The 14,193-nt window shown below is 63.5% G+C and carries 14 protein-coding genes; 11 read left to right on the top strand and 3 right to left on the bottom strand.

Annotated elements, in window-relative coordinates:
• Window positions 1-168: 168 nt before the first annotated feature.
• The 9 genes from pdhA to XI08_RS36385 all read left to right on the top strand — a co-directional run bounded on the left by pdhA (window position 169) and on the right by XI08_RS36385 (window position 8,895).
• Window positions 169-1,191: a pyruvate dehydrogenase (acetyl-transferring) E1 component subunit alpha gene (gene pdhA, locus XI08_RS36425; protein WP_027548265.1), complete on the top strand. Its 1,023-nt coding sequence runs from the start codon at window positions 169-171 to the stop codon at window positions 1,189-1,191.
• Between the two features lie 29 nt (window positions 1,192-1,220).
• Complete coding sequence (locus XI08_RS36420) at window positions 1,221-2,621, top strand: pyruvate dehydrogenase complex E1 component subunit beta (RefSeq protein WP_271578109.1); 1,401 nt, start codon at window positions 1,221-1,223, stop codon at window positions 2,619-2,621.
• 3 nt (window positions 2,622-2,624) lie between these two features.
• Window positions 2,625-2,927, top strand: a complete 303-nt coding sequence (locus XI08_RS36415; protein ID WP_008142223.1) for a DUF5076 domain-containing protein — start codon at window positions 2,625-2,627, stop codon at window positions 2,925-2,927.
• Window positions 2,928-2,929: 2 nt separating this feature from the next.
• Window positions 2,930-3,382: a nucleoside deaminase gene (locus XI08_RS36410; RefSeq protein ID WP_027548267.1), complete on the top strand. Its 453-nt coding sequence runs from the start codon at window positions 2,930-2,932 to the stop codon at window positions 3,380-3,382.
• 62 nt (window positions 3,383-3,444) lie between these two features.
• Window positions 3,445-4,785 carry a pyruvate dehydrogenase complex dihydrolipoamide acetyltransferase gene (locus XI08_RS36405; RefSeq protein ID WP_271578108.1) on the top strand — a complete coding sequence of 447 codons (1,341 nt, stop codon included), beginning with the start codon at window positions 3,445-3,447 and terminating at the stop codon, window positions 4,783-4,785.
• Window positions 4,786-4,793: 8 nt separating this feature from the next.
• Complete coding sequence (locus XI08_RS36400) at window positions 4,794-5,027, top strand: hypothetical protein (protein ID WP_271578107.1); 234 nt, start codon at window positions 4,794-4,796, stop codon at window positions 5,025-5,027.
• A gap of 17 nt (window positions 5,028-5,044) precedes the next feature.
• Entirely contained in the window at window positions 5,045-6,466 is a 1,422-nt protein-coding gene (gene lpdA, locus XI08_RS36395) for a dihydrolipoyl dehydrogenase (protein WP_027548270.1), read from the top strand.
• 128 nt (window positions 6,467-6,594) lie between these two features.
• Window positions 6,595-7,836, top strand: coding sequence for a threonine synthase (locus XI08_RS36390; protein ID WP_271578106.1), 1,242 nt, complete (start codon window positions 6,595-6,597; stop codon window positions 7,834-7,836).
• An 87-nt stretch (window positions 7,837-7,923) separates the two neighbouring features.
• Window positions 7,924-8,895 (top strand): tripartite tricarboxylate transporter substrate binding protein BugD, encoded by a 972-nt coding sequence (locus XI08_RS36385; protein ID WP_271578105.1) that lies wholly within the window; start codon window positions 7,924-7,926, stop codon window positions 8,893-8,895.
• 78 nt (window positions 8,896-8,973) lie between these two features.
• Here the strand turns inward: XI08_RS36385 and XI08_RS36380 are convergent, their stop codons facing one another.
• The 3 genes from XI08_RS36380 to XI08_RS36370 form a co-directional block, all read right to left on the bottom strand.
• A complete protein-coding gene (locus tag XI08_RS36380; protein ID WP_271578104.1) occupies window positions 8,974-9,351 on the bottom strand; it encodes a response regulator transcription factor in 378 nt (125 codons plus the stop codon).
• A gap of 86 nt (window positions 9,352-9,437) precedes the next feature.
• A complete protein-coding gene (locus XI08_RS36375; protein ID WP_271578103.1) occupies window positions 9,438-10,103 on the bottom strand; it encodes a response regulator transcription factor in 666 nt (221 codons plus the stop codon).
• Entirely contained in the window at window positions 10,100-12,535 is a 2,436-nt protein-coding gene (locus XI08_RS36370; protein ID WP_271578102.1) for a PAS domain S-box protein, read from the bottom strand. Before XI08_RS36370 ends, XI08_RS36375 begins: the two co-directional genes overlap by 4 nt.
• Window positions 12,536-13,222: 687 nt before the next feature.
• Between XI08_RS36370 and XI08_RS36365 the strand changes: the two genes are divergently transcribed.
• A complete protein-coding gene (locus XI08_RS36365; protein WP_271578101.1) occupies window positions 13,223-13,618 on the top strand; it encodes a hypothetical protein in 396 nt (131 codons plus the stop codon).
• A 399-nt stretch (window positions 13,619-14,017) separates the two neighbouring features.
• A complete protein-coding gene (locus tag XI08_RS36360; protein ID WP_271578100.1) occupies window positions 14,018-14,182 on the top strand; it encodes a hypothetical protein in 165 nt (54 codons plus the stop codon).
• The last annotated feature ends 11 nt before the right edge of the window (window positions 14,183-14,193 follow it).

Raw genomic sequence — 14,193 nt, 5'->3', positions numbered from 1 at the left:
TCGCTGATGCGTGAGCTAAAGTTGCCCGATCAAGCCCAAAGGTTTTGCAAAGTTTCGGCCACGTTGCAGTGCGGCATAATGAAAGTCGTGCCATGCCGCCGCGGTGCTTTCCAAGGGTGTTTGACTTGGGTTAGAGAGGACGAAAGTTTTCTCTGACCCGGAATTCCCATGGCCGCACCCAAGAAAGCCGCCGCAAGCGCTCCACAGGACAAGACCAACGGCGGTTCGCCCCCGGAATTCACCAGGGAGCAGGAGCTGAAGGCGCTCCGCGACATGCTCCTGATCCGGCGATTCGAGGAAAAGGCTGGCCAGCTCTACGGCATGGGCGCGATCGGCGGCTTCTGCCACCTCTATATCGGCCAGGAGGCCGTGGTGGTCGGCATGCAGATGGCCCTGAAAGAGGGCGATCAGGTCATCACCGGCTATCGCGATCACGGTCACATGCTTGCCACCGGCATGGAGGCCAACGGCGTCATGGCCGAGCTCACCGGCCGGCGCGGCGGCTATTCCAAGGGCAAGGGCGGCTCCATGCACATGTTCAGCAAGGAGAAGCACTTTTACGGCGGCCACGGCATCGTCGGCGCCCAGGTCTCGCTCGGCACGGGTCTCGCCTTCGCCAACAACTATCGCGGCAACGGCAATGTCAGCGTCACCTATTTCGGCGACGGTGCCGCCAACCAGGGCCAGGTCTATGAGAGCTTCAACATGGCGGAGCTCTGGAAGCTGCCGGTGATCTACGTCATCGAGAACAACCGCTACGCCATGGGCACCGCGGTCTCGCGCGCTTCGGCGCAGCAGGACTTCTCCAAGCGCGGCGCGTCGTTCAACATCCCCGGCCAACAGGTCGACGGCATGGACGTCCGCGCCGTGAAGGCCGCCGGCGACGAGGCGGCCGCGTGGTGCCGCGCCGGCAAGGGCCCCTTCATTCTTGAAATGCAGACCTACCGCTATCGCGGCCACTCGATGTCCGATCCTGCAAAATACCGCACGCGCGAGGAGGTCGAAAAGGTCCGCCACGACCAGGACCCGATCGAGCAGGTGCGCAACCGCCTGCTGGCCGCTAAGGTGAGCGAGGCCGACCTCAAGGCGATCGACGCCGAGGTGCGCGACATCGTCAACGCGTCCGCCGATTTCGCCCAGCATGATCCCGAGCCGGATGCCGCCGAGCTCTGGACCGACATTTACCGCTGAACGCGCGCAAGCTTTCTTTTGGAGTCGATATGCCAATTCAAGTGCTGATGCCCGCGTTGTCGCCCACGATGGAGAAGGGCAACCTCGCCAAATGGCTGAAAAAAGAGGGTGAGACGATCAAGTCCGGCGATGTCATCGCCGAGATCGAGACCGACAAGGCGACCATGGAGGTCGAGGCGACCGACGAGGGTACGCTCGGCAAGATCCTGATCCCCGAAGGCACCGCCGACGTCGCCGTCAACACGCCGATCGCGACGATCCTCGCCGACGGCGAGAGCGCCGCTGATCTCGCCAAGGCGCCGGCACCTGCCGCGCCGAGCGTCGCGCAGGAAGTCGCCGAGTCCCGCTCGCCGGTCGGCGAAGGCAAGCCGATGATCTCGGCGCCCAAGGCTGCGCCCGCGCCGCAAGCTGTCGCCGAGCCCGATCCCGAAGTGCCCGCGGGCACCGAGATGGTGACGCAGACCATTCGCGAAGCCTTGCGCGATGCCATGGCCGAAGAGATGCGCCGCGACGCCGACGTCTTCGTGATGGGCGAAGAGGTTGCCGAGTATCAGGGCGCCTACAAGGTCACCCAGGGCCTGCTCCAGGAATTCGGCGCCAAGCGCGTGATCGACACGCCGATCACCGAGCACGGCTTTGCCGGCATCGGCGTCGGCGCCGCGATGACCGGGTTGAAGCCGGTCGTCGAGTTCATGACCTTCAACTTCGCCATGCAGGCGATCGACCAGATCATCAACTCCGCGGCCAAGACGCTGTACATGTCCGGCGGCCAGATGGGCTGCTCGATCGTGTTCCGCGGGCCCAATGGCGCCGCCGCGCGCGTTGCCGCCCAGCACAGCCAGGACTATTCGTCCTGGTATTCGAACGTCCCGGGTCTCAAGGTCGTCGCGCCGTTTTCGGCCGCGGATTACAAGGGCCTGCTCAAGGCCGCGATCCGCGATCCCAATCCGGTGATCTTCCTCGAGAACGAGGTGCTCTACGGTCACACCGGCGAAGTGCCCAAGCTCGACGACTTCGTGATCCCGATCGGCAAGGCGCGCATCGTGCGCTCCGGCAGCCATGTCACCATCATCTCCTGGTCGAACGGCATGACCTACGCGCTGAAGGCGGCCGACGAGCTCGCCAAGGACGGCATCGAGGCCGAGGTGATCGACCTGCGCACGCTGCGGCCGATGGACACCGAGACCATCGTCAACTCGGTCAAGAAAACGGGGCGCGCCGTCACGGTGGAAGAGGGCTGGGCCCAGAGCGGCGTCGGCGCCGAGATCGCCGCGCGGATCATGGAGAACGCGTTCGACTATCTGGATGCGCCTGTTGCGCGCGTCTCCGGCAAGGACGTGCCGATGCCGTATGCCGCTAATCTGGAGAAGCTCGCGCTGCCTTCGGCGGCTGAAGTCGTCGAGGCCGCCAAAGCCGTCTGCTACAGGTAGACCATGGCGGGCCCGAAGGAGCAGCCACTGCCACCCGACGTCATGACCCGCGAGGACGCGGTCGAGATCCTGCGCGTGTTCGTGCTGGACGGCGGGCTGTCGATGGCGTTCCAGCGTGCCTTCGAGGAACCTGACATGTGGGGCCTCTTGCTCGTCGACCTTGCCCGCCATGCGGCGCGCGCCTATGCGCGCGAGAGCGAATATACCGAGGAGGACGCGTTGAGCCGGATCCTCGAGATGTTCCAGGCCGAGATCGAGCGTCCCACGGACACCGGCACCACGACGCCGCGCGGGAAGGGGCACTGACAGTGGCGATCGAATCCTATCACTTCGATTTCATGCTGGAGGCAATCCGCGAGGCGGAGGCCTCGATCGCGCAGGGTGGTCTGCCGATCGGCGCCGTGCTGACGCGCGACAACCAGATCATCGCCCGCGGTCACAACAACCGCGTGCAGGAGAACAACGTGATCCTGCACGGCGAGATGAGCTGCCTGCGCGAGGCCGGCGCGATCACATTCCACGACACCGTCATGTACACCACGCTGTCGCCATGCTCGATGTGTGCCGGCGCGCTCGCTCTGTTCAAGGTGAAGCTGGTGGTGATCGGAGAATCCGTCACCTTCCCGGGATCCAAGGACATTCTCGACAAGTTCGGCATCCCCTGGATCGACCTTGCCGACGACCGCTCCATCACCATGATGAAGAATTGGCGATCTATCCCGGCCAATGAGCGCCTCTGGCAAGGCGACATCGGCAACTAAACCTGGTCTGTTCGTCTTCGCTGTCGGAGACGACGTTTTGCAAAGTTCTTCTTGAGGTCAGCATGCCCATCAACATCCTGATGCCCGCTCTCTCGCCGACGATGGAGAAGGGCAACCTCGCCAAGTGGCTGAAGAAGGAAGGCGACAAGGTCAAATCCGGCGACGTCATCGCCGAGATCGAGACCGACAAGGCCACCATGGAGGTCGAGGCGATCGATGAAGGCACGATCGCCAAAATCCTGGTGCCTGAGGGCACGCAGGACGTCCCGGTCAACGACGTGATCGCCGTACTCGCTGGTGAGGGCGAAGACGTGAAGGCCGCCGGCGCCGCCAAGCCCAGTGCGTCGGCTGCGCCTCCGAAGGCTGCTGAAGCTCCCGCTGCAGCGCCGGCACCCGCGCCGGCTGCACCGAAGGCAGCGCCGGCTCCTGCCACCGCGCCGGCTTCAGCTCCCGCGGCACAGGCCAACGGGCAGGGCGGCCGCGTGTTCTCCTCGCCGCTCGCGCGGCGCCTCGCCAAGGACGCCGGCATCCAGATCGCCGCCATCAACGGCACCGGTCCGCATGGCCGCGTGGTCGCGCGCGACGTTGAGCAGGCCAAGTCCGGCAAGGGCCTGAAGGCGCCCGCCGCAGCGCCGTCAGGCGCGCCCGCGATCGCGCCGACCATGTCGGACAAGCAGATCCTGTCGCTGTTCGAGCCCGGCTCCTACGACATCGTCCCGCACGACGGCATGCGCCGCACGATTGCCCAACGTTTGACCGCGTCGATCCAGAACGTCCCGCATTTCTTCCTCACCATCGACTGCGACATCGGCAAGCTGATGGCCGCACGCGAAGAGATCAACGCGGCAGCTCCCAAGGACAAGGAGAAGAAGCCGCTCTACAAGATCTCGGTCAACGACTTCGTCATCAAGGCGATGGCGGTCGCGCTCCAGAAGATCCCGAACTGCAATGTGAGCTGGACCGAAAGCGGCATGGTCAAGCATCACCATTCCGACGTCGGCGTCGCCGTGGCGATGCCCGGCGGCCTGATCACCCCGATCATCCGGAAAGCGGAGACCAAGACGCTCTCCACCATCTCCAACGAGATGAAGGACTTTGCCGCGCGCGCCCGCTCGCGCAAGCTCAAGCCTGAGGAATACCAGGGCGGCACCACCGCCGTCTCCAACCTCGGCATGTTCGGCATCAGCCATTTCACCGCCGTGATCAACCCGCCGCATGCGACCATCCTCGCGGTCGGCACCAGCGAAGAACGGCCCGTGGTGCGGAATGGCAAGATCGAGATCGCGAACATGATGAGCGTGACCTTGTCCTGCGATCACCGCGCCATCGACGGCGCGCTCGGCGCCGAGCTGATCGGCGCGTTCAAGCAGTTGATCGAAAATCCCGTCATGATGATGGTCTGAGATGGCGCATGAGGACGCGCTGGCCCTGGATCTCGATGCTGGTTTCGCTGATCCTCACGCTCAGTCCGCCCGGCCGCGACATCGTTGAAGCCGCCTTCTTCGCCGGCGAAGCGCTGTCGCGCAACATCTGGGCGCCGATCGCGCTCACCATCTTTGCCGTCATGGCGGTGGTCATTCTCTTGGAATGGCTGATCAGAACTTACATCCTCAATCGCCGCGCCCGCGGCGCAACGACCGCTTGAGTTGAACGGGAGCCGCCATGGCCGATACATCCTTCGACATCATCATCATCGGCTCCGGTCCCGGCGGCTATGTCACCGCGATCCGCGCCGCCCAGCTCGGCTTCAAGGTCGCAATCGTCGAAAAGTCCTACCTCGGCGGCATCTGCCTGAACTGGGGCTGCATCCCGACCAAGGCATTGCTGCGCTCGGCCGAGATCTACCATTACATGCAGCACGCCAAGGATTACGGCCTGTCGGCCGAGAAGGTCTCGTTCGACCCGAAGGCCGTGGTGCAGCGCTCGCGTGGCGTCTCGAAGCGGCTGAACGACGGCGTCGGCTTCCTGATGAAGAAGAACAAGGTGAGCGTGATCTGGGGCGCCGCCTCGATCGACGCGCCCGGCAAGGTCACCGTGAAGAAATCCGACGTCGAGGCGCCGAAGGGTGCGCTGGGCGAGGGGACTTACCAGGCCAAGCACATCATCGTTGCGACCGGCGCGCGGCCGCGCGTGCTGCCGGGGCTCGAGCCCGACAAGAAGCTGATCTGGACCTATTTCGAGGCGATGGTGCCGGAGCGGATGCCGAAGTCGCTGCTGGTCGTCGGCTCCGGCGCGATCGGCATCGAGTTCGCCTCGTTCTTCCACACCATGGGCTCCGACGTCACCGTGGTCGAGGTGCTGCCGCAGATCCTGCCCGTCGAGGACGCGGAGATCGCGGGCCTTGCCCGCAAGCGCCTGGAGAAGCAGGGCATCAAGATCATGTCCTCGACCAAGGTGACCAAGCTGGAGAAGAAGGCCGACAGCGTCGTCGCCACCATCGACGACGGCAAGGGTAAGCCGGTGACGACCGAGTTCGAGCGGGTGATCTCGGCGGTCGGCGTGGTCGGCAACATCGAGAATCTCGGCCTCGAAAAGCTCGGCGTCAAAACCGATCGCGGCTGCATCGTCATCGACGGTTACGGCAAGACCAACGTGCCCGGCATCTACGCCATCGGCGACGTCGCAGGTCCCCCCATGCTCGCGCACAAGGCCGAGCATGAGGGCGTGATCTGCGTCGAGGCGATCAAGGGCCTGCATCCGCATCCCATGGACAAGAACATGATCCCGGGCTGCACCTACTGCCAGCCGCAGGTCGCCTCCGTCGGTTTGACGGAAGCCAAGGCCAAGGAGAACGGCCGCGAGATCCGCGTCGGCCGCTTCCCCTTCGTCGGCAACGGCAAGGCGATCGCGCTCGGCGAGGACCAGGGCCTGGTTAAGGTGATCTTCGACAAGAAGACCGGCCAGCTGCTCGGCGCCCACATGGTCGGCGCGGAGGTCACCGAGTTGATCCAGGGCTACGTCGTCGCCATGAATCTGGAGACGACGGAAGAAGAGCTGATGCACACGGTATTCCCGCATCCGACGCTGTCGGAGATGATGAAGGAAGCCGTGCTGGATGCGTATGGACGGGTGTTGAATATCTAGCCGCCGCCGTCATTGCGAGCGAAGCGAAGCAATCCAGACTGCCTCTGCGGAAAGACTCTGGATTGCTTCGCTGCGCTCGCAATGACGAGCAGAGAGAGCCGTTTGCAAAACAAGAAGGAAATCATCCCATGCACGACAACGACAATCTCACCATCGAACGCCCGACCTTCGTCACCCATCTCGAATGCGCGATGGAAGGTGATCATTACGCGGCCGACCAGGTCCACAACCTCTCGAAAGCCGGCAAGCCGCTGCTGGTGCGCTACGACCTCGCGGGCGTGAAGAGGGCGCTGACCAAGGACGCACTCGGCCAGCGCCCCGCCGACATGTGGCGCTACCGCGAGCTGCTGCCGGTGCGCAAATGCAAGGACATCGTCTCGCTCGGCGAAGTGACGACGCCGCTGATCCGGCTGCCGAAGCTCGGGAAGAAGCTGGGTGGCGGCGAGATCATCGTGAAGGACGAGGGGCGGCTGCCGACCGGCTCGTTCAAGGCACGCGGTCTGGTGATGGCGGTGTCGATGGGCAAGGCGCTCGGCATCAAGCACATGGCGATGCCGACCAACGGCAATGCCGGTGCGGCGCTTGCGGCCTATGCAACGTCCTGCGGCATCAAGACCACGATCTTCTGCCCGGCCGACACGCCCGAGGTGAATGTCAGCGAGATCGAGCTGCAGGGCGCGACCGTCTACCGCGTCAACGGCTATATCGACGATTGCGGCAAGATCGTCGGCGAGGGCAAGGCCAAGGTCGGCTGGTTCGACACGTCCACGCTCAAGGAGCCGTACCGCATCGAAGGCAAGAAGACGATGGGCCTCGAGCTCGCCGAGCAGCTCGGCTGGGACGTGCCCGACGTGATCTTCTATCCGACCGGCGGCGGCACCGGCCTGATCGGCATGTGGAAGGCCTTCGACGAGCTCGAGAGGATCGGCTTCATCGGCGCAAAACGCCCGCGCATGGTCGCGGTGCAGGCCTCCGGCTGTGCGCCGATGGTGCGGGCCTTCGATGCCGGCACCGAGCACGCGACGCGCTGGGAGGACGCCCACACCATCGCGTCGGGCATCCGCGTGCCGCAGGCGATCGGCGATTTCCTGATTTTGCGCGCGGTGCGCGAGAGCAAGGGCTTTGCCATCGCGGTCGACGACGACAAGATCTCGGCGGCGCTCAGCGAGGTCGCGCGCGAGGAGGGGCTTTTGCTGTGCCCCGAGGGCGCCGCGACCTACGCCGCCTACAAAGAGAGTCTTGCCGACGGCCGCGTCAGCAAGACCGACCGCGTGATGCTGTTCAACTGCGCGACTGGCCTGAAGTACCCGCTGCCGCCGGTGACCCGCACGCTGGATCGGCACAAGCCGATCGATTTCTCGCAGTTCTAGCGCGTCATTTCGTCTCTTCACGAATGATCCCTCTTCCCCTACGCGGGAAAAGGCAAAAATAAGAATGACATTGCTGGGGAGAGAACAATGAAGAAGGCCGTCTGGGCCGGGCTGATCGGTATTCTCGCTCTCGCCGGCGCTGCGCGCGCCGACGACTATCCCTCGCATCCCATCACCATCATCGTTCCCTTCGCGGCCGGCGGCCCGTCGGATGCGATGGCGCGCGTGCTCGCCGAACGGATGCGGACGACGCTCGGCCAGCCCCTGGTGGTCGAGAACGTCACCGGCGCCGGCGGCTCGATCGGCGTCGGCCGCGCCGTGCAATCACCGCCGGACGGCTACACCATCTCGTTCGGCCATCTCGGCACTCATGTGGCCAACGGCGCCGTCTACAAGCTCAAATACGACCTCGTTGCCGATCTCGAGCCGGTGGTGCTGCTGCCGAGCAATCCGATGATCGTGGTCAGCAAGAACGCGGTGCCCGCGACCTCGCTGAAGGAGCTGCTGGACTGGCTGAAGTCGCGCCCGTCGTCCCCCACGGCCGGGACGGCCGGTGCAGGCTCCGGCAGCCACATCGCCGGCGTCTATTTCGAAAGCGTCTCCGGCATCAAGCTGCAATACGTGCCGTATCGCGGCACCGCGCCTGCGCTGAACGATCTCATCGCCGGCCAGATCGACGTCATCGTCGACCAGACCTCCAACTCCATCAACCAGGTCCGCGCCGGCACCATCCGTGCCTACGCCGTCACCGACGACAAGCGCCTGCCCTCGGCGCCCGACATCCCGACCGCGGAGGAGGCGGGCCTGAAAGGCTTCCACATGACGCTGTGGTCGGGCATGTGGGTGCCGAAGGGCACGCCGAAGGAGATCGTGGCCAAGCTCAACGCGGCGGCCGTGGAGGCCCTGAACGATCCAGCCGTGAAGAAGCAGCTCGAAAGCCAGGGCCTGGAGATGACGCCGCAGGATCAGCTCACCCCCGAAGCGCTCGGCACCCGCCAGAAGGCGGAGATCGCGAAGTGGTGGCCGATCATCAAGGCGGCCAACATCAAGGTGGATTGAGCGCCTCGTCCCTATCTATGTCGCCACGACGATGAGCCGCCGCAGCCTGAGGAGCTATCAGGGGCAGACGCGGCCGGGTTACATCTTGGACTCCAACAGGGCCGCCTCCAGACATTGAAGCAGAGCTGGCGTGGAAAACGGCTTAGCGAGAAAGCAGCTCGCGCCGGCCTTCAGCGCGCGGTCGCGCACGGCGTCGTCGGGAAAAGCCGTCATGAAGATGAAGGGCGTGATGCGCCCGAGGCTGCGCATATGCGTCAACAGCTCGACACCGCTCATGGCCAACATCTGCACGTCCGCGATCACGCAGGAGGTCGTGTCCAGTTCGGCGGATTGGAGAAATTCGTGAGCGGAACCAAAGGTGTAGACCGTGTATCCGCGCGACGTCAGGAGGTTGTTCGTCGCGAGGCGAACGGAGGGATCATCATCAATGACGGAAATGATCGAAGGCACTGACAATATGATCGCTCCTGAACGGGGAGCCGCCGGCCGCGGTTCAGCCGTTTAGGGAAAGTGGGCCCCCGGAGCGAGATTGGAAAGCATACTTAGGTTTGCAGGTGACCCCTATTGCGCGGGATTCCGAGCGCGTCGGTCATTCTGACGAGATCGGCCAATGACTTCGCCTCCATCTTCCGCATGATCTGCCCGCGATAGATCTTCACGGTGATCTCGGCCAGTCCAAGTTCGGCGGCGACCTGTTTGTTCATCAGGCCGGATGCAACCAGGGCGAGGACGTCGCGCTCGCGCGCTGTCAGCCCCTCGAAACGGGATCGCACGCCTGAGATCGACTTCTCGGCATCGCGCCGCTTGCGATCCCGTTCGATCGCCGCCTGTACCGCATCCAGCATGTCCTGGTCGCGCACCGGCTTGGTCAGAAAATCGACGGCACCGCTCTTCATGGCTCTCACGGTCATGGGAATATCGCCATGACCGGTGATGAAGATAATGGGCGTGTGAATGTTGGCCTTGGCGAGGTCGGCCTGGAGGTCGAGGCCGCTCGATCCTGGCAGGCGGATGTCGAGCACAAGGCAGCTGGGGACCGCAGGCGGTTTGGCTTCCAAGATCTCCGCCGCTGAACTGAAGGCCTCGACCTTAAGGCCGACCGATTGAAAGAGATTGGTCAGTGCGCGGCGCATCGACGGATCATCATCGACGATCAGGACGATCGGCTCACCTGCGCTCGCCTGGCCCTGCTTGGCATGGTCGGTCACGACGTGTCCTTGTGCTGCAAGGGCAGGGCGATCTGAAATGTTGCACCGCTCCCCTCATTCTGAAAGGCCGAAAGCCGGCCCGCGTGAGCCTCGATGATCGATCGGCAGATCGAGAGTCCCATCCCCAGACCGTTCGATTTCGTCGTGAAGAAGGGGGTGAAGATGCGTTCCTTGACCTCCTTGCCGAGGCCGACACCGCGGTCCGTCACGGTGAGAAGCAGGCGGTCGCCGTCGTCGTCGTCCGTCCGGCTCGATCGGATCGCCATTTCGCGCGGGCGGTCGACATTGGCTTGCATGGCTTCGATGCCGTTCATCACCAGGTTGATCAGCACCTGCTGGAGCTGGATCCGGTCGCCGCAAATCTTCGGCAGGTTGGACGCCAACTCCATTCGCACCGACACCCTATGGGTCGCGAGCTCGCGCCGAACGAGCGCCACAGCCTCCCTGACGACCTGGTTGATGTCGAGTGGAACCACTTCGATCTCGGTCTTCTTCGCGAGCGCCCTGATCCGGCGGATCACCTCGCTGGCCCGATTTGCGTCCTCGACAATCCATTCTGCGGAACGGCGCGCGGCCTTCAAGTCGGCGGGTTCGCGATCGAGCCAAGCCATGCAGGCGTCCGCATTGGAGATCACGGCGGCAAGAGGCTGGGTGATTTCGTGGGCAATCGAGGCGGTGAGTTCGCCAAGCGTCGTGACGCGCGTGACATGGGCGAGCTCGGCTTGTGCTTTGCGCAGCGCTTCTTCAGCATGCTCGGCGCGGATCGCCGCCGTTACATCGCTACTGACGCCTCGATAGCCGAGAAAATGACCGTCCGCGTCATGCAGGGGCTTGCCGCTGGTGCGCACGTAAATTGGAGAGCCGTTGCGATCCCTGCCGCGGTAAACCAGATCGCGGAACGGGAGGTGGGCGTCGAGCGTCGCGCGATGCTGCTCCCACTTCCCGGGCTCGAGCTCGGCATCGGGCGGAATGTCCCAGCGCGTCAGGCCGATCAAGGCCATCGGCGCAGCACTGGCCGGGTCGGCGTGCTCCGATATCTTCGTGATACGGTGATCCGGTCCGGTCTCCCAAAACCAGTCCGATGCGGTTTCCGCATAGTCGCGGAATCGCTGCTCGGATGCCTTGAGCTCGTCAAATGCCCTTTGAAGCGCTTCTTTTGCGGCGACCTGGTCGGTGACGTCCACATGGGTACCGATGATTTCCATCACTTCGCCATCGCTACCGACGACGGGATGTCCTTCGGTATGGACTCGTCGTATCGAGCCGTCTGGGCGCGCAATGCGAAAGTCGATTTCAAAGGGGTCCCTTCGCTGGAGGGCCTGACGTTCCACCTCGATGATCCGTTGGAAATCCTCGGGGAGGATACGTTCCTGGAAAGCCCGTGCCGGTACATCGATATGGTTCGGCTCAAATCCGAACAGGCGGTAGAGTTCAGCCGATCGGTATGCAAACTCCTGACGGCGCACATCCCAGGCCCAGCTGCTTGTATGGCTGAGCCGTTGCGCCTCGGCCAAATAGGCCTCGCTGCGCCGCAGCCTTTGCTCGGACTCCTTTGCAACCGTGACATCGGTGACGGCCCCGACAAACTCGATGCGCCCTGATCCATGTTTCACCGCGCGCGCCACGGAATGGAGGTATTTGACTGATCCATCCGGCATCAGCAGGCGATACTCATGGTCGAAATCCTCTGCGAGTCGGGAGGCCCGATCGAGGGTCCTTCTGACCGCATCGCGATCCTCCGGATGGATGCGCTGGAAGGCAAAATCCAGGGTCGGCTTCACCGCCAGGTCGCACTGGAAGATGCGAAAGGTTTCCCTTGACCAGACGATCGCGCCTGTCGCGACGTTCAGGCCGAAGCTGCCGGTGCGGCTCAGTTCCTGCGCCTGGGCGAGGTAGGCTTCGCTCTGCCGCAGCGCATCCTCCGCTTCCTTGCGCTGGGTGATATTTTCGCAGGCAACCAGCACGATCGGCGTTCCGTCGCCGCGCAGCATCGCCTTGGCGTTTTCACGGACCCAAAGGACCGAGCCGTCCTTCCGGAACTTGCGAATCTCCCAGGTATGCGACTGGTGCAGGGTTTCCAGGGACCGCGCGACGCATCGACGGACGTAGTCGTGGTCCTCCTCGAAGAAGACGTTGAGCACGGACTGGCCAATCAGCTCAGCCGGCGTATAGCCCAGTTGTGCGGCACCGAACGTATTGACGTTGAGCACTGTTCCGGCCGGATCGACCATGAAATACATGACCGGATTGTGCTCGAACACCTCACGCCATTGCCTCACGGCGTCGCGTAGATCGATGGCGTCTTGCCGCGAATCATCCGCGACCGCGGGCTCGTCCTTCTCGACGTTGCCGAACGATCGAAGCGCCGCAAGGCCGCCGAGCAGGAATTGTGCGGCCGAATTCCCAAATTTCGCGATCTGGCCAGGCATCATCGCAGGCATCCCGGCTCGCTGGGGCCATGGCAAGTAGAGCACTTTGCAACAAGGGGAGCAATTCCTTCCCTACTAAAGTGGCATCAGCCCAACGATACTCGCGGTCGCCGTGCAGCCTGCCGGCCTTGCGCTGTCTCGTTGAAGACGCGGCGAAAGGCCGGAAAACTACGGGACAAACCTACGTATAGCTCGCGCATCCCTAATCATAGAGCACATTTACCTCCGTACAATTGAGCGGTCCGTTGCGTGCGGACTAGTCTCACGACCAATCGAGGGGACGCGATGTGCAAGGCACAAGCCAGCGATTTGCGCGATGTGCTGCTCATAGAGGCAAGCTCTGCGTCCGTTACTCCGAATTGCCGCATGATTGGCGGGTCGTGATTGAGAGACCGCTTTTTCAATAACGAGCGTGGATGGCCGTGCACCGACGCACGAGCGTAGCCACGATCATGACAGACAGGAGTAGAGCATGATGTGCGATAGCCCTGAACACCCCGAGCGCGGTCCTGTTGTAAAAGGCTGTGCTGTCTGTAACGGCAAGTTTGGCCTGATCCGATATTATTCCTGGCGAACGCCGCTGTGCTCCAGAAGGTGTCTCGATCGCTTCAGGGCGCGCCGCGAGCGCGACCGTCGATGGCTGTTTCGATTTCAGGCGGCGTGAGTCCGAAACTCTGAACGGGAGGCTGCGTGCTGAACCGTGGTTGCAAGCTCCTCTTGACGATTGCGCTGTCGCTTCCGTCGCTGACCGGAGTGAAGGCCGAGGAGCTTGGACAGGATGCGCATCGTCATCATCCGCCGCAGGATCAGCTGCTGCACGAGAAGTTCTATTCGAGCTGGCACATGCCCGACAATCCGGTGCTGAGTTGCTGCAACAGCGCGGATTGCTATCCAACAGAGGTACGGTACGTCGACGGCAGGATCTACGCACGGCGCCGGGAAGACGGGAAGTACATCCTCATCCCGTCCCAGAAGGTGGAGCGAAACAGGGATAATCCCGACGGCCGCAACCATCTTTGCGCCCCGCCGCCGTCCGCCTCTCTGGTCGACACGGTCTACTGCTTCGCGCTCGGAGGTGCCACGTGAGGTTCATACTGGTCAACGGCCGAACCCCTTTTCGCAAGACGTTCTGTCTATGGTGCTGCGAGGAGATCAGCGGCAGCTACTTGCGCGACGTCAGGACGCTGCTGCCCTACTGCGGTTGCGAATGCTACGCGCTTCATCACGAGGCAGCATCGTTGATCGGGGGGCGTGCGCGCGCGGCATCTTGAGCAGACAGGTGGGCGAGGCGCATCGGCGGGTGCGCGCTGGCCGGCAGGAGAGGACACGGCTTTGAGATTCATGCTCGTCAATCAGGAACGTCCCTGCCACGGCGCCGTCTGCAGCGCGTGCGCCCGGCCGCTGGGTTCGAGTTACGTCCGGCAGGTGTCCAAGCAAGAGCGCTATTGCGACCAAGATTGCTACCGTCGGGATCAGCGGGCGGCCATGGAACTGCTGTGGCCCTACCGCAGCTCGCTCGAGGCGATCGCGGTGCTGGGGGCGATCTCGAGCTGGAGCTGGATGATGCAGATGGGCGCGCTCTCGCGCTCGCTGACCGAGGCATATCTGCGCGCCCACGACCTTCTGACCACGGAAGGAGGTGACGGCTAGCTGAACCACGC

The sequence above is a fragment of the Bradyrhizobium sp. CCBAU 11361 genome (assembly GCF_028128935.1).
GTDB classification, from domain to species: domain Bacteria; phylum Pseudomonadota; class Alphaproteobacteria; order Rhizobiales; family Xanthobacteraceae; genus Bradyrhizobium; species Bradyrhizobium niftali.
The sequence above is the reverse complement of the archived record's forward strand: the minus strand, read 5'-3'. Positions and strand labels throughout refer to the sequence as shown.